14 protein-coding genes are annotated in these 18,030 nt (G+C 65.0%); 7 read left to right on the plus strand and 7 right to left on the minus strand.

Translation table 11 applies throughout. The features are described 5' to 3' along the window. Positions 1–42 precede the first annotated feature (42 nt). Positions 43–522: an Lrp/AsnC family transcriptional regulator gene (locus tag XI05_RS00360; protein WP_036045971.1), complete on the minus strand. Its 480-nt coding sequence runs from the start codon at positions 520–522 to the stop codon at positions 43–45. Positions 523–643: 121 nt separating this feature from the next. Here XI05_RS00360 and hppD point away from each other — a divergent pair, with 121 nt between their 5' ends. Next, positions 644–1,762 carry a 4-hydroxyphenylpyruvate dioxygenase gene (gene hppD, locus XI05_RS00365; protein ID WP_271498033.1) on the plus strand — a complete coding sequence of 373 codons (1,119 nt, stop codon included), beginning with the start codon at positions 644–646 and terminating at the stop codon, positions 1,760–1,762. A 189-nt stretch (positions 1,763–1,951) separates the two neighbouring features. On the opposite strand, the gene XI05_RS00370 is transcribed toward hppD, so the two are convergent. The 4 genes from XI05_RS00370 to XI05_RS00385 all read right to left on the minus strand — a co-directional run bounded on the left by XI05_RS00370 (position 1,952) and on the right by XI05_RS00385 (position 7,097). Continuing rightward, positions 1,952–3,064 carry a CaiB/BaiF CoA transferase family protein gene (locus XI05_RS00370; RefSeq protein WP_271497780.1) on the minus strand — a complete coding sequence of 371 codons (1,113 nt, stop codon included), beginning with the start codon at positions 3,062–3,064 and terminating at the stop codon, positions 1,952–1,954. A gap of 309 nt (positions 3,065–3,373) precedes the next feature. Beyond that, positions 3,374–4,174 carry an FAD binding domain-containing protein gene (locus XI05_RS00375; RefSeq protein WP_271497782.1) on the minus strand — a complete coding sequence of 267 codons (801 nt, stop codon included), beginning with the start codon at positions 4,172–4,174 and terminating at the stop codon, positions 3,374–3,376. A gap of 13 nt (positions 4,175–4,187) precedes the next feature. Next, positions 4,188–6,530 carry a xanthine dehydrogenase family protein molybdopterin-binding subunit gene (locus tag XI05_RS00380; RefSeq protein WP_271497785.1) on the minus strand — a complete coding sequence of 781 codons (2,343 nt, stop codon included), beginning with the start codon at positions 6,528–6,530 and terminating at the stop codon, positions 4,188–4,190. An 81-nt stretch (positions 6,531–6,611) separates the two neighbouring features. Further along, on the minus strand, positions 6,612–7,097 hold the full coding sequence (locus XI05_RS00385) for a (2Fe-2S)-binding protein (RefSeq protein WP_025032739.1): 486 nt from the start codon (positions 7,095–7,097) through the stop codon (positions 6,612–6,614). 697 nt (positions 7,098–7,794) lie between these two features. On the opposite strand from XI05_RS00385, the gene XI05_RS00390 reads away from it, so the two are divergent. From XI05_RS00390 to XI05_RS00410, 5 genes are all read left to right on the plus strand, one after another. Beyond that, entirely contained in the window at positions 7,795–8,238 is a 444-nt protein-coding gene (locus XI05_RS00390; RefSeq protein WP_271497787.1) for an SRPBCC family protein, read from the plus strand. 401 nt (positions 8,239–8,639) lie between these two features. After that, the gene (locus tag XI05_RS00395; RefSeq protein WP_246571711.1) at positions 8,640–10,355 is read left to right on the plus strand and encodes a PQQ-dependent methanol/ethanol family dehydrogenase; all 1,716 of its coding nucleotides are present in this window, start codon (positions 8,640–8,642) and stop codon (positions 10,353–10,355) included. 141 nt (positions 10,356–10,496) lie between these two features. Beyond that, positions 10,497–11,672 carry a c-type cytochrome gene (locus XI05_RS00400; protein ID WP_271497790.1) on the plus strand — a complete coding sequence of 392 codons (1,176 nt, stop codon included), beginning with the start codon at positions 10,497–10,499 and terminating at the stop codon, positions 11,670–11,672. Between the two features lie 153 nt (positions 11,673–11,825). Then, entirely contained in the window at positions 11,826–12,518 is a 693-nt protein-coding gene (locus XI05_RS00405; protein ID WP_172788317.1) for a response regulator, read from the plus strand. A 115-nt stretch (positions 12,519–12,633) separates the two neighbouring features. Beyond that, entirely contained in the window at positions 12,634–13,329 is a 696-nt protein-coding gene (locus tag XI05_RS00410) for a response regulator (RefSeq protein ID WP_271498036.1), read from the plus strand. A 142-nt stretch (positions 13,330–13,471) separates the two neighbouring features. Here XI05_RS00410 and XI05_RS00415 read toward each other — a convergent pair whose 3' ends face one another. After that, the gene (locus tag XI05_RS00415; protein ID WP_271498038.1) at positions 13,472–14,827 is read right to left on the minus strand and encodes a hybrid sensor histidine kinase/response regulator; all 1,356 of its coding nucleotides are present in this window, start codon (positions 14,825–14,827) and stop codon (positions 13,472–13,474) included. Positions 14,828–14,832: 5 nt separating this feature from the next. Further along, positions 14,833–15,999 (minus strand): FIST N-terminal domain-containing protein, encoded by a 1,167-nt coding sequence (locus XI05_RS00420; RefSeq protein WP_271497793.1) that lies wholly within the window; start codon positions 15,997–15,999, stop codon positions 14,833–14,835. Between the two features lie 214 nt (positions 16,000–16,213). Between XI05_RS00420 and XI05_RS00425 the strand changes: the two genes are divergently transcribed. Continuing rightward, positions 16,214–18,030, plus strand: a 1,817-nt coding sequence (locus XI05_RS00425) for a methyl-accepting chemotaxis protein (protein WP_271497796.1), incomplete at its 3' end; no start/stop codon positions are given.

An 18,030-nucleotide genomic window follows, 5' to 3' on the forward strand; every position in this document is an offset into this window, starting at 1 on the left:
GCAGATCGTGCGCTGCGCGCGAATGCCGTAGTTCCCTCGATTTCAGCCGGGCTTGATCTCCTTGAGCGGCAGCTTCGAGCTCTCCTTCAGCCGGTCGAGCACGATCGAGGAGCGCACATGCGCCACGCTCTGGTGCGGCATCAGGACGTCGTTGACGAGGTTGGAGAGACCCTTGAGATCGCGCAGCACGGCTTTCAGCACGTAGTCGGCATCGCCCGTCAGCGAATACGCCTCCTGGATCTCGTCGATCCGGTTCACCAGCGCGCGAAAACGCTTGGAATTGTCCGGCGAGTGCGTGGCGAGCCCGACCTGGATGAAGGCGATCACGCCGAAGCCGAGCGCCTCGCTGGAGAGGTCGGCGTGGTAGCCCGCGATCACCTTCTCCTCCTCCAGCCGCATCCGCCGCCGCGAGCACTGCGAGGCGGAGAGGCCCGCGAGCTCGGCCAGCTCCTGGTTGGTGAGGCGGCCGTCGTCCTGGAGCGCGCCCAGGATCTTGAGGTCGAAGGCATCCACGGAAATCATGCGTGTTTTGTCCATTTGATGCACGGATCGTGCATATTGTAACCAATTGGTGCCCCGTTTGCACGCTCCTTGCGCGCCCCATGAAGGATAGTTCGTGCCAGCAGCCATTTGGGAGAACACCATGGGTCCGTTTCCGCACGATGCACCGCCGGCCACGATTAGTGCCGACAATCCGATGGGCACCGACGGCTTCGAGTTCGTCGAATATGCGCACCCTCATCCGGAAGAACTGCACGCTTTGTTCAAGCTGATGGGCTATGCGCGCGTCGCGCGCCACAAGACCAAGAAGATCACGGTCTATCGCCAGGGCGACATCAACTATCTCGTCAACGAGGAGCCCGGCACCCACGGCACTGAGTTCGTCGCCGCGCACGGCCCCTGCGCGCCGTCGATGGCCTTTCGCGTCGTCGATGCCAAGGCGGCCTATGACCGCGCCATCGCGCTCGGCGCCGAGCCGGCCGACGTCTCGTCCGCGCAGAAGGCGCTTGACGTGCCCGCGATCAAGGGCATCGGCGGCAGCCTGCTCTATCTGGTCGATCGCTACGGTGCCAAGGGCTCGGCCTATGATGCCGAATTCGAATGGCTGGGCGCGCGCGATCCCAAGCCGGTTGGCGCCGGCCTGTTCTATCTCGACCATCTCACCCACAACGTCCATCGCGGCCGCATGAATGTCTGGGCCGGCTTCTACGAAAAGCTGTTCAACTTCCGCCAGATCCGCTTCTTCGACATCGAGGGCCGCGCCTCCGGCCTGTTTTCGCGCGCGCTGACCAGCCCCGACGGCAAGATCCGCATTCCGATCAACGAGGACGCCGGCGATTCCGGCCAGATCGAGGAATATCTGCAGACCTATCGCGGCGAAGGCATCCAGCACATCGCCTGCGGCTGCCGCGACATCCACCGCACCATCGAGGGCCTGCGCGAGGCCGGCCTGCCGTTCATGCCGTCGCCGCCCGACACCTATTTCGAGCGGATCGACGCGCGCCTGGCGGGGCATGGCGAGGATGTCGCACGGCTCAGGAAGAACGGCATCCTGATCGACGGCGAGGGCGTGGTCGACGGCGGCCAGACCAAGGTGCTGCTGCAGATCTTCTCGGCCAACGCGATCGGGCCGATCTTCTTCGAGTTCATCGAGCGCAAGGGCGACGATGGATTCGGCGAGGGCAATTTCAAGGCGCTGTTCGAATCGATCGAGGAGGACCAGATCCGGCGCGGCGTGTTGAAGGTGGGGAACGCGGCGTAGGTCGCTGCCGCCACGCACACTGCGGTAGGGTGGGCAAAGCGAAGCGTGCCCACGTACCTGCCGAACTGATGCGAAGTGCCGTAGGGTGGGCAAAGCGTAAGCGTGCCCACCACGTTCATCTGTCATCGTGGATCGATGGTGGGCACGGCGCTATGCGCCTTTGCCCACCCTACGGATTTGTGCGCTGGGCTACTTAGCCGCCTTCCACGCCGTCATCACCGCCCCGATCTCCGCCGCCTCCGGCTCGCGCGCGGACGAGGGCGTGCGCGAGAATCGCGGCGCGGGCGCCGGCTGCTTCACGCCGTGGCGCTCGATGAAGACGTTGCGAGCGACCATGTGCGGATGCTGTGTCGCCTCCGACATGGTCAGCACCGGTGCGAAGCAGATGTCGGTGCCTTCCATGATCTTGCACCAGTCCTCGCGCGTCTTGCTCTTGAACACGGCCTTCAGCTTCTCCTTCAACGCCGGCCAGGCCTTGCGATCCATCTGCGCGTCGAAATCGGCCTCGGTGAGGCCGGCGTGCTCACGCAGCAGCGCGTAGAATTGCGGCTCGATCGAGCCGATCGAGACGAAGTGCCCGCAGGCGCATTCGTAGACGCCGTAGAAATGCGCGCCGCCGTCGAGGAAGTTCTGGTTGCGCGCCTCGGTCCATCGTCCCATCGTGGTCATGTCGAAGAAGAACGACATCAGCGAGGCCGCGCCGTCGCACATCGCCGCGTCCACCACCTGGCCCTTGCCCGACCTCTGCGCTTCCAGCAGCGCGGCGAGCACGCCGACGACGAGATAGAGCGCGCCGCCGCCGAAATCGCCGACCAGGTTGAGCGGCGGCACCGGCGCTTCCTTCGTGCCGATCGCGGCAAGCGCGCCGGTGATGGAGATGTAGTTGATGTCGTGGCCGGCGGCGTTGGCGAGCGGGCCTTCCTGGCCCCAGCCGGTCATGCGGCCATAGACCAGCTTCGGGTTGCGCGCGAGCACGACGTCCGGCCCGAGCCCCAGCCGCTCCATCACGCCGGGGCGGAAGCCTTCGACCAGCGCGTCTGCGCTCGCGAGCAGATCCAGCACTTGCGCGATCGCGGCCTTGTCCTTGAGATCGAGCTCGATCACCTTGCGGCCGCGGCCTGCCACCGACTTCATGCTCTTCTTCGCGCCAACGCGGTCGAGCGTGACGACGTCGGCGCCCATGTCGGCCAGCATCATGCAAGCGAACGGGCCGGGCCCGATGCCGGCGAATTCGACGATGCGGAAGCCCGACAGCGGGCCGGAAGTGCGGACGGTCGAGGTGGGGGCTGGTTTGTCGAGCACGTTGTTGTTTCCTCGGGTCGCGGGCGCATGCGCCTGATGCGGCAATCGCCTCTGACGTTTCTTCTGTTGAGCGAGTTAATCGGCCGATTAACTTTTCCCGCCTTCACGCCGACGAGGCAAGCGGTTTTCATGCCGCACGGCCAAAATAAAACGGCGCGCACCGAAGTGCGCGCCGCGGAAAATTTGCGTGGAGACGCTAGAGCATGATCCGGAAAAGTGCGTAGCGGTTTTCCGAAAAGATCATGCTCAAACAATAACCTAAAGCGCGATGACGATTCATCCTAATCGCATCGCGCTTTAGTCGGATCGTCAGCGCGCAGCGGCGACCGCGCGTTGTGCCATCACCTTGATCAGATTGGCGCGATACTCTGCCGTGCCGTGGATGTCGGCCAGCAATCCGTTCGCCGAGATGCTGACGCCGTCGATCGCCGACGGCGACCAGTTCGCCTTCAGCGCCGCTTCGATCGCCGGCACCCGCATCACACCGGTTTGCGAGGCGCCGGTGGCGGCCACCCGAACCTCGCCCGACTTGCTCTGCGCCACGAACACGCCGGTCAGCGCGAAGCGCGACGCCGGGTGCCGCATCTTCTCGTAACCTGCCTTCGCCGGCACCGGGAATGACACGGCGGTGATGATCTCGCCGTCTTCCAGCGCCGTCGTGAACAGGCCCTGGAAGAAATCATCGGCCGCAATCGACCGCTTGTTGGTCTTAACGGTGGCGCCGAGCGCGAGCAGCGCGGCCGGGAAATCCGCGGCTGGATCATTGTTGGCGATCGAGCCGCCGATCGTGCCGCGATACCGCACGGCGGGATCGCCGAGCACCGAGGTGAGATAGGCAATCGCGGGGATCGCCTTCTTCACATCGGCATTCGTCATGATGTCGTAATAGGTCGTGGCGGCCTTGATGATCAGCGTGTCGCCCGACAGCTCGACGCCCTGCAGCTCCTTGATCTTGCCGAGATCGATGACGTCGGAGGGGCTTGCAAGGCGCTGCTTCATGACCGGAAGCAGCGTCTGGCCGCCGGCGAGGAACTTCGACTCGCTGCCCTTGGCGAACAGGCTGGCGGCTTCGTCGACCGAGGAAGCGCGATGATAGGTCGTCTGGTACATCTTCGTTCCTCCCTTAAGCCGCGTGGATCGTGCGCCACACCCGGTCGGGGGTTGCGGGCATTTCCAGATTGTTCTTGCCGATCGCATCCGTGATCGCGTTGATCACGGCCGCCGATGCGCCGATCGCGCCGGCCTCACCGCACCCCTTGATGCCGAGCGGATTGCCCGGGCACAGCGTCGTGGTGTGGGACAGGTTGAACGACGGCACGTCGTCGGCGCGCGGCATGGCGTAATCCATGAACGAGGCCGTGACCGGCTGGCCGTTGGCATCATAGATCGCATGCTCGAGCAACGCCTGCCCGATGCCCTGCACAAGGCCGCCATGGACCTGGCCCTCGACGATCATCGGGTTGATCAGCCGGCCGAAATCGTCGGCCGCGACGAAGTTGACGAAGGAGGTCTTGCCGGTGCCGGGATCGACCTCGAGCTCGCAGATATAGGCGCCGGCCGGGAAGGTGAAGTTGGTCGGGTCGTAGAAGGCGCTCTCCTTCAGGCCCGGCTCCATCCCGTCAGGCAGATTGTGCGCCGTATAGGCCGCGAGCGCGACCATCGGCAGGGCAATCGCCTTGTCGGTGCCTGTTACCTTGAACTCGCCGTTCTCGATGACGATGTCGGCTTCCGACGCTTCCAGCGCGTGCGCCGCGATCTTCTTGGCCTTGGATTCCATCTTCTCCATCGCCTTCAGGATCGCGGTGAGGCCGACGGCCGCCGAGCGCGAGCCGTAGGTGCCCATGCCGAACTGCACTTTGTCGGTGTCGCCATGAACGATCGAGACCTGGCTGATCGGAACACCCAGGCGCTCCGCGACGAGTTGGCAGAAGGTGGTCTCGTGCCCCTGGCCGTGGCTGTGCGAACCGGTGAGGATCTCGATGGTGCCGACCGGGTTGACTCGCACCTCGGCCGATTCCCATAGGCCGACGCCGGCGCCCAGGCTGCCGACCGCCTTCGACGGCGCGATGCCGCAGGCCTCGATGTAGCAGGACACGCCGATGCCGCGCAGCTTGCCGTTTGCTTTCGCCTGCGCCTTGCGGGCAGGGAAGCCGGCATAGTCGATCGCCTTCATCGCCGCATCGAGGGAAGCGTTAAAGTCGCCGGTGTCGTAGGCCATGATGACAGGCGTCTGGTGCGGGAACTGGGTGATGAAGTTGGTCCGCCGCAACTGGGCCGGATCGACGTTCAGCTGCCGCGCCGCCGTCTCCATCAGTCGTTCGATCAGATAGCTCGCCTCGGGCCGGCCCGCGCCGCGATAGGCGTCGACCGGTGTGGTGTTGGTGTAGACCCCGATCACCTCGGCGTGGATCGCCGGGATGTTGTACTGGCCCGACAGCAGCGTCGCGTAGAGATAGGTCGGCACCGACGACGAGAACAGCGACATGTAGGCGCCGAAATTGGCGTAGGTCTTCACCTTGAGGCCGATGATCTTGTTGTTGGCGTCGAAGGCCATCTCGGCATGGGTGATGTGATCGCGGCCATGCGCGTCGGTGAGGAAGGCTTCGGTGCGGTCGCCGGTCCACTTGACGGGACGGCCGACCTTCTTTGAGGCCCACAGCGCCACCATCTCCTCGGGATAGATGAAGATCTTGGAGCCGAAGCCGCCGCCGACGTCGGGCGCGATCACGCGCAGCTTGTGCTCGGGGGCGATGTTGTAGAACGCCGACAGCACGAGACGCGCGACGTGCGGGTTCTGCGATGTCGTATAGAGGGTGAAGTGCTCCTCGGCGGTGTCGTAATCGGCGATCGCCGCGCGCGGCTCCATCGCATTCGGCGCGAGGCGGTTGTTGGTTACGTCGAGCTTCACCACATTGGCGGCTTTCGAGAAGGCGGCATTCACCGCGCCCTCGTCGCCGATCACCCAGTCATAGACCTGGTTGCCGGGCGCCTCGGGATGAAGCTGCGGCGCGCCGGACTTGATCGCGGCCTGCATGTCGGCGACCGCGGGAAGCTCCTCGTAATCGACCACGACGGCTTCCGCCGCGTCGCGCGCGAGATTCTTGCTGTCGGCGATCACGACTGCAACCGCCTGTCCGACGAAGCGCACCGTCTCCGGCGCCATCGCCGGCCATGCGCCCATTTTCATCGGGCTGCCGTCCTTGGAGGTGATGGCCCAGCCGCAGATCAGGTTGCCGACCTTGTCGTCGACCAGCTGCTGTCCCGTCAGCACCGCGACCACGCCCGGCATCTTCAGCGCCGCGGACGAGTCGATCTTCCTGACCTTCGCGTGCGCGTGCGGGCTGCGGATGAAATAGGCATGGGTCATGCCCGTCAACTTGATGTCGTCGACGTAACGGCCCTTGCCGGTAATGAAACGCTTGTCTTCCTTGCGCACCACGCGTGCGCCGATGCCTTCAACACCCATGTCTGGTCCTCCCGACCGGAAATTTCCTTGACCGCTGTCCATCGACAGCTGCGACGGTGGTACTTGTTCGAGGCGCGCCGCTTACTCGGCCGCCTGCGAGACCTTCATGCGGCCGGCCGCGTCCAGCACGGCCTTGACGATGTTGTGATAGCCGGTGCAGCGGCAGATATTGCCTTCGAGCTCGGTGCGGACGGTCGCCTCGTCGAGCTGTCCACCATGGCGCTGCACGATGTCGATCGCCGACATGATCATGCCCGGCGTGCAATAGCCGCACTGCAGGCCGTGATTATCGCGGAAGGCGGCTTGCATCGGGTGCAGCTCGTCGCCCTTGGCGATGCCCTCGATCGTGGTGACGTTGGCGCCGTCGGCCTGCCCTGCCAGCATGGTGCAGGATTTCACCGCACGGCCGTCCATGTGCACGACGCAAGCGCCGCACTGGCTGGTGTCGCACCCGACATGGGTGCCGGTCAGGTTGAGGTGATCGCGCAGGAGCTGGACCAGCAGCGTGCGGTCCTCGACATCGACAGCAACGGCCTTGCCGTTGACCGTCAGTTTGACTGTAGACACTTGAAGTCCTCCCAAAGTGATTTTGATTGGTTCTAATTAGAGACAGCGCGAACGAAACTTTGCAACTGGGTTTTTGCTGACCGCGGTCATGGAAGGGTCATCGTGATGACGGTCGCCGATGTGCGATTCGGTCACGGTGTCTCGTGCCGCCGCCGTCACGTGCTGCGACGTTGCGAAAGACACGCGGAAAGTCGCAGCTAGCCTCTGCGATGGCGTGCTCGGCTGCCATCATAATAGGCGCGTGACCTGGTCGCGCGTGCCGTGGTCATCCTGGCCCCTTGCCCCTGGACTTCGGTCCGGTCGTGCGTCCTTCCTCCCTCGGATGCCTGGCTCGTTGCGCGAATAGGAGCATGCGCCCCCGCCTTTGTAATCGCGATCTTGGTAGTAGGACGTCACGGCTTAAGTCTTTGATTTTGCTTATGGCGGTGCAGCGAAGTGCCGCCGTCAAGCCGCGTCGGCCAGTACAGCCCACTCCGTCATTCCGGGGCCCGAGCGGAGCGAGGGAGCCCGGAATCCATCCGGCCGCAGTGTCCGCGGGGAAATGGATTCCGGGTTCGCGCAAAGAGGCGCGCCCCGGAATGACAACGAGTGAACGGTCCGAAAAAGCAGCACTAGTACTTCCTGGCGATTGAACGTGGCCGCGCGCCCTCCTAGTGGAGCCGTACAAGCAACGGCAACAAGGGTGGAAGCGATGCAGATGAACGACAGTCAACGGATCCCGGCGTCGAAGGCCACGGTGTGGGCTGCGCTCAACGATCCCGAAATTCTCAGGCGCTGCATTCCCGGCTGCCAATCGCTCGAGATGGCATCGCCGACCGAGATGACGGCGACCGTGGTGCTGAAGGTCGGTCCGGTGAAGGCGGCGTTCAGCGGCAAGGTGACGCTGACCGACATCGATGTGCCCAACGGCTATCGCATCGTCGGCGAAGGCGCCGGCGGCGTCGCCGGCTTTGCCAAGGGTGGCGCGAAGGTCAGGCTGGAGGAAGAAGCGCCCGACGTCACCATCCTGCACTATGAGGCCGATGCGCAGATCGGCGGCAAGCTCGCACAGCTCGGCTCGCGATTGATCGACTCGACGTCGCGAAAACTCGCCGCGAACTTCTTCGAAAGTTTTGCAGGCGTGGTAGCGCCATCATCGTGATCGATGCGCGAGGCGGGTGGGGTGCCGTAGTGCCGTAGGGTGGGCAAAGCGAAGCGTGCCCACGATCTCTTCATGATCGAAAGTGGTGGTGGGCACGGCACGCGAGAAGCGCGCCTTTGCCCACCCTACGGCAGTGAACGCTATGGCTTCCGCTCGCGGCGCGATGCTGCCTTCATTCGAGCGCGCATTTCGAGCTGCAAAATACGAGCAGGACGCGAGGCGCCACAACGAGATGAGCGGCGAAAGCCGCCAATGATTTGCACTACTACCTTCCGCCTATACTAAGCGCGCAAAGGCGATGCTGTAATTTCGAACGATGGCTCGCAGGCGAACTGCCCATCACGAGCGCAACGCGCTCAGGCGCCCAACGAGGCGTGCACAACAACACCGCGGAGGGATACATGACCTTTGGAACGAAGGGCTTCTTGGCCGGCATCTCCACGATTGCGATGCTTGCCGCCGTTACACCTGGCGTTCGCGCCAACGACTCCCTGCTCAAGGCTCAATCCGATTCGAATCAGTGGGCCGTTGCCGGCCACGATTACGGCAACACGCGCTTCAGCCCGCTCAAGCAGATCAACACCGAGAACGCCGGCAAGCTGACGCTCGCTTATTCCTTCTCGCTGGCGTCGCTGCGTTCGAACGAATCCTCGCCGATCGTCGTCGGCAACACGCTGTACGTTTCGAGCTCGTGGGGTCCGAAATACGTCTATGCGCTCGATGCGGCGACGGGGCAGCGCAAATGGACCTGGGAGCCCGACATTCCCGAGGACGTGCTGCAATACGCCTGCTGCGACGTGAACAGCCGCGGCGTATCCTATGCCGACGGCAAGATTTTCGTCGGCCGCCTCGACGGCAAGCTGACGGCGCTCGATGCCGCGACCGGCAAGTCGCTGTGGACGGCGAAGGTGGTCGACTACAAGCAGGGCTCGGTCATCACCTCGCCGCCGCTCGTCGTGCGCGACAAGGTCATCACCGGTTTCGGCGGCGGCGAATACGGCGTGCGCGGCGCGCTGCTGGCCTTCGACATCAACACCGGCAAGCAGGTGTGGCAGACCTACACCGTTCCTTCGCCGGAGGAACCCGGTGGCGATTCCTGGAAGGGCGATTCCGCCCAGCATGGCGGGGGTGCGGCCTGGCTGGTCGGCTCCTACGATCCGAAGAGCGACACGGTCTATTGGGGCACCAGCAATCCCGGTCCATGGAACACGGCGGTGCGTTCGACCGGCGACGGCAATTTCGGCAAGCTGACCAACCTCTACACGGCTTCGACGCTCGCGCTCGATCCCAACACCGGCAAGATCAAGTGGCACATCCAGACCACGCCGGCCGACGCCTGGGACTATGACGGCGTCAACGAAGCCGTGCTCGCGGATCTCAAGATCGGCGGCAGCACCGTTCCGGCCCTCATGAAGGCGGACCGCAACGGCTTCTTCTTCGTCGCCAATCGCGAGACCGGCAAGGTGTTGTCGGCGGAGAAATACGTGTTCTCCAACTGGGCCCAGAAGTGGGACGTCGCCACGATGCGCGCGGTCGAGGATCCCGACAAGCGTCCCGGGCCGAATCATCCGGCCAAGGACATCTGTCCGAACCTGATCGGCGGCAAGAACTGGCAGCCGATGTCGTTCAACCCGCAGACCGGCCTCGTCTACATCCCGTCCAACAACGTCTGCATGGACTGGTCGGTCAGCGATGTCGCCTACAAGCGCGGCGTATTCTATCTCGGCGCCGAATTCCCGACCAAGGAAGGCCCCGGCGGCTTCCTCGGCGAGCTCGTCGCCTGGGATCCGGTCGCGCAGAAGAAGGTCTGGTCGATCAAGGAAGACCTGCCCTTCAATGGCGGCACGTTGACCACCGGCGGCGGGCTGGTGTTTGCCGGCAACATCCATGGCGACTTCCGCGCCATCGATGCGAAGTCCGGCAAGGTGCTGTGGAGCAAGAATCTCGGCTCCGGCATCGGCGCAGGCCCGGTGACCTATCAGGTCGACGGCAAGCAATATGTCGCGATCGTCGTCGGCCGCACCGCTGCGCTGCCTGCGTTCCTGGGCGAGGTAGGAAAGAAGATGACGGCCGCAGCCCCCGAGGGCGGTTCGCTCTTCGTGTTCTCCGTCCAGTGACAACTCGCGCGCGTATCCTCGAGGTGACGATACGCGCGCGCTTTCTCCAGACTTTAGCTGCGGCATCGGCAGGTGCCTGCTGCCGTCGCGCCTGGCTCAACAAAGTTCCGGCGCAACAAAGCCAACGCAAGGGAGACGAGGATGCGTTCGAATCATTCCGCCACCGGTGCGAGCCGACATCGCGCCATCGCAGGCCTGCTCGCATGTGCCGCCGCGGCGCTGATCGGTCCGGCCTCGCCGCTGCAGGCTGAAGAAGCGCAGCCGTTCCGTCTCTGCGCCGATCCGACCAACCTGCCATTCTCGAGCGACAGCTCGTCGAAGCCGGGTTTCTATGTCGAGATCGGGCAGGCCCTGGCGCAGGCGCTCGGCCGGCCGATCGCCTACGACTGGTACAAATCCTATTTCGGCAAGCGCACCGTGCGCGTCACGCTGCTCGGCAAGCAGTGCGACGCCATGATCGGGCTGCCGCGGTCCGAGGATTTCATGGGCCCTGCCGTGATCTTCTCCGACTCCTTTGCGAAGGAGGGCTATGCCCTCGTGGCCGCCAAGGGCGCGGCGGTCGGTGGCATCGACGGCCTCAAGGGCAAGCGTGTCGCCGTGCAGTTCGCTAGCACGCCGCAAAACCTGCTCGCGAGCCGCGACGACATCCAGAAGGTGACGGTGCTGTCGCCCGAGGAGGGCATGCAGGCGCTCGACCAGGGCCGGGCCGACGTCGCCTTCATCTGGGGACCGGTCGCCGGCTGGCTGAACAAGACCAGCTACGACGGCCGCTACCAGATCGAGCTCACCGAGGGCGAGGGCCTGTCATGGGATGCCGCCATCGGCTTCGCCAAGACCTCGACCGAGCTGCGCGACCGCGTCAATGCCGTGCTGCCGCAGCTTCAGGGCACGATCGGCGAGCTCGCCGTGAAATACGGTTTGCCGAGCGGCGCGCCGGTTCGCTTCGGTGCGGTGCCGGCGGTCACGACGGGGACGGGAACCGGAGCCGGCGTGGTGCAGGTCGCCAATGTGGTGGCGACCGAGACCAAGGGCGACGCGGCCGCGCCAGGCGCCGAGGCCGTCGGCGCCGGCAAGGAGATCTTCAACGGAACCTGTGCGCATTGCCACGGTCCCGACGCGATCCAGAGCGAGCGGAAGATCGATCTGCGGCTGTTGCGTCACCGCTACGGCGACGAGATGCGCGAGAAGTACTGGACGACCGTGCACGAGGGACGGCCGAACAAGGGCATGCCGGCCTGGAAGGAGGTCTATACCGATGACCAGTTCGACAGCATCTATTCCTTCCTGCTGACGGTCCAGACCGAATCGAACGACTGAACGGTCTTGACCGAACCCGATCAGGAGGATGTGGTAGCGTCCATCCGGCACCATCCCGGTGCCGGACGGATGTCGGATGGTTCCGCCTCGTCCGCTGCGGCGGCGGATGCCGATACGGTGCAGCATTCGGCGGTGCAGTCCTGTGAAGGCGCCATGACCAGCTTCCTGATCGTCGACGATCATCCGCTGTTTCGCGAGGCGCTCGGCAATGCGGTGCGGCTGGCCTTGCCGGAGGCGCGGATTGTCGAGGCGGTGTCGATCGAGGATGCCCTTCATATCCTGACGGCCGAGCAGGGCGAGGGCATCGACCTCGCGCTGCTCGACCTCTCGCTGCCGGATGCGACCGGCTTCTCCGGCTTTCTGCGCTTGCGCGAGGCCCATCCGCGCCTGCCTGTCGCCATCGTGTCGAGCGAGGAGGACCAGCGCGTCGTCCGCGAGGCGCTGGAGCTGGGAGCCGCCGGTTATCTGCCGAAGTCGCTGTCGAAGCGCGAGCTGGCGCAATCGATCGAGGGCGTGCTGAATGGATCGGTGTCGGTGCCGAAGGATTTCGTCGCAACGCCGCAGCGGCGCCGGGCCGAGGCCAGCAAGGCGCTCGAGGTCAAGCTGCGCGAGCTGACCCCGCAGCAGCTTCGCGTGCTCGAACTGCTGCGGCGCGGCTATCCGAACCGGCAGATCGGTCAGGAGCTTCAGCTCGCCGAATCCACGGTGAAGGCGCATATCACCGAAATTCTGCGCAAGCTCGGCCTGTTCAGCCGCAACAAGGCGATCATCGAGATCGGCAAGGTGGACCTGCCGGATCCCAAGGCGCGGCCTTATGCGCGGGCCGACCGCGGGCGGCCGCAATGACGCGCAATATCCCGCTTGATCTGGATCAAGCCGGTCTGATCCGGCCGGGACATTCTCGTTTCGACGTCGACCCCGTCGATCCTCTGGCCGATCAACCAGGAATGGCTCACACGTGATGCGATTTCTGATCGTCGAAGACCATCCGTTGTTTCGCGAGGCCCTCGAGGGCGCGCTCCAGTTGGTGGCGCCGGCCGCCGAGATCCTTCAGGCGACCTCGGTCGACGGTGCGCTCGAGCAGGCCGCGGCGGCTGCCGAGCTCGACCTCATCCTGCTCGATCTGTCGATGCCGGGCACCACAGGCCTTTCGGGGATCATCCGCATCCGCAAGGCCTTTCCCAGGATTCCGGTCGTCATCGTGTCTGGCCATCAGGATCCGCAGATCATGTCCGGCGCCCTGTCGCTCGGCGTCTCCGGCTACATCCTCAAATCGTCCTCCAAGCAGGATCTGGCGCAGTCGATCGGCGAGGTGCTGCGCGGCGCGGTCTGTGTCCCTGCCGCCTATCGCGGGCTGGTCCGCCCGCAACGCGCCGCCGGCCCCGCGCAGGATCTGCTGAAACGCCTGCACGAGCTGACGCCGCAGCAATTGCGCGTGCTCGAAATGCTCAAGCGCGGCCTGCAGAACAAGCAGATCGCCTTCGAGCTGAATATCTCCGAGACCACGGTGAAGGTCCACGTCTCCGACATCCTGCGCAAGCTCAACGTGCTCAGCCGCACCAAGGCCATCGTTGAAATGTCCCGGATCGATTTCGCGACGCTGGCCAGCGAGGGCGTTCCGGCACGGCGCGAGCATGCTCCGCCGGATCGGCAGTGATTAGAATCCCGCTTTTTTTGCCACGCGGGACTTGTCTCAGGCAGCTAATTCAACGACACGTCAAAGCCATATCATGCTGTAAGATGCTACCGGTACGGTGCATGGGGTTGTTTTCAACTTTTGATGTGCGCCAAGTGCGGCTTCAGCTCAGCAGGAACGACAGCAGCGCCCGCATCTCCGCGGGCCTGATCGGCTTCTTCAGCACTTCGAGGCCCTGGAGGCTCGCCTGCTTCGCCGCCTGCTCGGAATAATCGGCGGTGATGATCATGGCGGGCGCGTCGAGCTTCAAATGCTCCCGCACGTCGGTGATGGCCGACAGGCCGCTCTCGCCGTGATCGAGATGGAGGTCGGCGATCACGACATCGGGCGCGCCGCCGAGCTCGTTGAGGCGCACGAGCGCGTCCGCGCCCGATCGCGTGGTCGCGACGTCGCAGCCCCATCCCTCCAGCAGCGCGGCCATCGCCTCCGAGCCGTTCGGATCGTTCTCGATCAGCAGGATCTTGGCGCCTTCGAGCCCGCTGTAATCGTAGTGACGCGCGGCGGGCGCGACCTCCTGCACCTCGTCGGCGACGTCAGCGAGGTCGGCCGGCTCCAGCTCCAGGGTGAAGGTCGATCCCCTGCCGAGCTGCGACGACAGCCGCACCTCGTGCCCGAGCTCGCTTGCGAAGCGGCGGACGATGGAGAGGCCGAGCCCGAAGCCGGCCTGGTCGGCCGCCGTGGCATCACCGCGCTGGAATTCGCGGAAGATCGCCTCCTGCTGCGCCTGCGCGATGCCGGGTCCGGTGTCGGAGACCTGGACGCAGATCTGGCCGCCGCGCGGCCGGCATCCCATCACGACGCCGCCGCTGCGGGTATAGCGAATGGCATTGGCGAGCAGGTTCTGGAGGATCCGCCGCAGCATCATCGCATCCGACCTCACCGCCAGCTTTGAGCTGCGGATGCGCAAGGACAGGCCTTGCCGCGCGGTGACCGGCTCGAATTCGTTGCGGAGCTGCTCGAACAGGGGCGCCAGCGCGATCGCGCGCACGTCGGGCTTCAGTGCGCCGGCGTCGAGCTTGGCGATCTCCAGCAGCGAGCGCAGCAGGTCCTCCAGCATCACCAGCGAGCGGCTCGCCTGGTCGATCAGCACACCCGCTTCCTGCGACTCCATCATCTCCGTCAGCGCGGACAGGGTCAGGCGCGCCGCGTTGAGTGGTTGCAACAGATCGTGGGTGACCGAGATCAGCACCGAGGATTTCAGCGAGCTTGCCGCTTCCGCCTGCTGCTTGGCACGATAGAGCCCCTCATTGGCGCGCTCGACCGAATGCAGCGCCTCGCGCAATTGGTGCGTCCGGTCGCGAACCTTGTGGTCGAGCGCAATGGCGGTTTCGAACAATGAAAAGGCATTGAGCTGCTGGTCCATCGAGCGCTCGACCCGCGACATCAGCGCGGCATTGATCTTCCTCAGCTTGGCGGCCTCGCGCCTGAGCTGGTCGACCGCATCAGGGCCCTGCCACATGTCCGTCACGACGGGCGCCTTCCGATCGCAACCCCCGTGAAGGTCTGGTTCACATGCATGGAGCCGAACTGCTCGCCGTAGGTGTGAAAGCCGACCACGCGGTTCTGCCGGTACAGTTCGGACATGTCGCGGGCGAGCTGATGCTGCTCGGCATCGAGCCGGCGGAGCAGGCACTCGAAGCCGATATAGAGCGAGACGTCTCCGATCTGGTCGCGGATGTCGGCGAACGTCTCGCGGGCCGCGCCGACCAGGCTGCGCGACGTCGCCGCGGTCAGCACCATGCCCTCGTCGATGGCGCAGAAGAAGTGCAGCGAGCCGTCCGGCTCGACGCGCTGGATCGAGCGCGCGTAATAGGCGCCGCCGACGCGGACCAGGACCGGATGCGAGGCGAAGGAGAACGGATCGAGCTTGGCGTCTATGATGCCGACCACGCGCGAATATTCCTGCGCGGCAGGCTCGGCGTTCAGCTCGCGGACCGTGCGGTTTTCGATGTCGGCCTCGGTCACCACCATCTTCTGCGCCTGCGGCTCGAAATTGTCGCACTTGAAGACGCGGAACGGCAACGAGGTATTCAGCAGGATCAGCAGGGCGGCATTGCCGTGTGCCTTGCCGTCGAAGAACACGAACGTCTTCTCGAAGCGCAGCCCGTCGCCCGCGGACCCGCCGACGACCGGAATATCGTCCAGCGACGCATAGATCGCGGACATCACCGCTTCTTCGCGGCGACACAGGCCGTCGATCAGGACCAAGCCGAAGGGACTGCCGCGCTCGACCTGCGGCGTGGCCCGCAACAGCTCGTGCCGGAGCTCGCCGCCGATCCTGCGGCCGTCCTCGACGCGGAAGCTGTCGAGATTGAAGATGGGCCGAACCACCGCGGAGAAGTCGGCGCGGCTGAACGCCAGCGCCACGACGCTGTTCTCGTCCCAGCCGTCGGGGGCAAGCTCGCCTGCGGTGGTGCAACCGCAGACCTGTGTGTCGTCGAAATGCCGGCTGATCTCGGCGATGAAGCGATGGGGATCGTAGCTGGGGGAGAGGAACACCAGGAGCAGCGCCAGCCCGTCGGACGGGAGCTGGGCCGCGAGCTCGGCCACGGCCTCATCGACGCTCGCGGCCTTCGACTTGGCCACGGCAACGCCCGACGCACCGCCAAACCGGAAATCGGTTTGCCCCACTCCGTTTCTCCCTCGAGGCTCGGTCTAATGCCAAATGCCTGATAAGTATTCGAGAGTAAGGCGTTTTCCGGTGAGCCGCAACACGGCGCCCGCTCTCCGAAAGGCCGGACGGATTTACCACCCCTTGAGGATTCTGCCCTAATTTTGCGCATGGTTCGGAACGGGCTGCTTCCGGACCGCAGAATGCTGCAAGAACATGAGCTGGGGGTTGGGAATGTCCGGGCGTACCGCGTCGCCGTCGAAGCGTGCACTTTTTCCGACCCTCAGGTTCCGCGCAAAAATCATCCTCGGCTTCGCCGCCGTGCTGGTGATCTCCGCCGGCAGCATGGCCTTCTCCTATTTCGGCTTCGAGCGGGTCGCCTCCGGGGTCGGATCGTACCGCAGCAGCGTGTCGGAGGCCGATCTCGCCCGCAACATCGACCGCGAGCTGCTGGCCTATCGTTCGGCCGTCAAATATTTCGTGGTCACCGGCAAGGAAGACGACGCCAAGGCGGCGCTCGACGCCGAGGCCAGCCTGAAGAACGCCGTCGACCAGGCCGTCAAGGGCGCTAAGAAGCCGGCGCGGCAGGAAAGCCTTAACAAGCTCGCCAAGGAGTTCTCCAACTTCTCCGCGACCTTCGCCAAGGTGCTCCAGGCCAAGCGCGACAACGCGTTGCTGGTGCAGAACCAGCTGCAGCGCCAGGCCAACCTCCTGAAGTACAAGCTCGACGACATCGGCAACAATGCCTCCGATTCCGAGGCGCAGGCGATCGAGTTCGGCACCAAGCAGGTCAACGCCCAGTTCCAGACTGCGAGCGCAGCGGCGACCAATTTCGTGCTGACGTCCGACCAGGCGATCGCGACCAGCGCGCTGGCACGGCTCAAATTCGTCGAGAACTCGCTCGGTGCTGTCTATTCCATGGACGACAAGATCGTCGCTGGCCTGAAGGACGCCAAGACCATTCTCGGAGCCTATCGCGAAGCGCTGGAGAAGCTCATCGCCAACGCCAAGCTGGTCGATGACCTCGTCACCGAGATGAGCGGCTCGGCTGGTGCGATCCAGCAAGGAGCCAGCGCCATGAAGGCGGACCTCGTCGCCGAGCAGCAGCGGCTCGATTCGGAGTCGGAGGCGACCATCGGGCAGACCGAGCAGCTGGTGCTGATGCTGGCCGTCGGCGGCACGCTGCTCGGCGCGGTCCTCGCCTTCCTGCTCGCCACCGGCATCTCGCGGCCGATGATCGCGATGTGCAAGGCGATGCGCGAGCTCGCCTCGGGCAATTTCGACGTCGTGCTGCCGGGCTTGGGGCGCAAGGACGAGATCGGCGAGATGGCCGGCGCCGTCGAGGAATTCAAGATCCAGGCCGTTGCAAAGGCCGAACGCGACGCCGCCGCGAGCGAAGTGCAGAACCGCGAGCAGGCCGCAAGCCGCCGCGCCGAGCTGATCCGCTTTGCCGACGATTTCGAGAGCGCGGTCGGCGCCATCGTCTCCAACGTCTCGGCCTCGGCCGTGCAGCTGGAATCGGCGGCCTCCACGCTGACCCGCACCGCCGAGACCACGCAGAGCCTGTCGAGCCAGGTCGCCGGCGTCTCCGAGCAGGCCTCCTCCAACATGCAGTCGGTCGCGACCGCGACCGAAGAGCTGTCGGCCTCGGTCGAGGAGATCGGCCGCCAGGTGCGCGATTCCAGCCGCATCGCAGAGGCTGCCGTCATGCAGGCCAAGGAGACCGACGGCCGCATCGGCAAGCTGTCGCATGCCGCCCAGCAGATCGGCGAGGTGGTCAAGCTGATCACCGCGATTGCCGAGCAGACCAATTTGCTCGCGCTCAACGCCACCATCGAGGCCGCCCGCGCCGGCGAAGCCGGCCGCGGCTTCGCGGTCGTGGCGAGCGAGGTGAAGTCGCTGGCGAGCCAGACCGCAAAGGCGACCGACGAGATCTCCTCGCACATTGCAGGGATGCAAGGCGCGACCGCCGAATCGGTCGCCGCCATCAAGGAGATCGGCGCGACGATCGGCCAGATCTCGTCGATCTCGACCTCGATCGCGAGCGCGGT

Source organism: Bradyrhizobium sp. CCBAU 11357 (genome assembly GCF_028128865.1).
Lineage (GTDB): Bacteria > Pseudomonadota > Alphaproteobacteria > Rhizobiales > Xanthobacteraceae > Bradyrhizobium.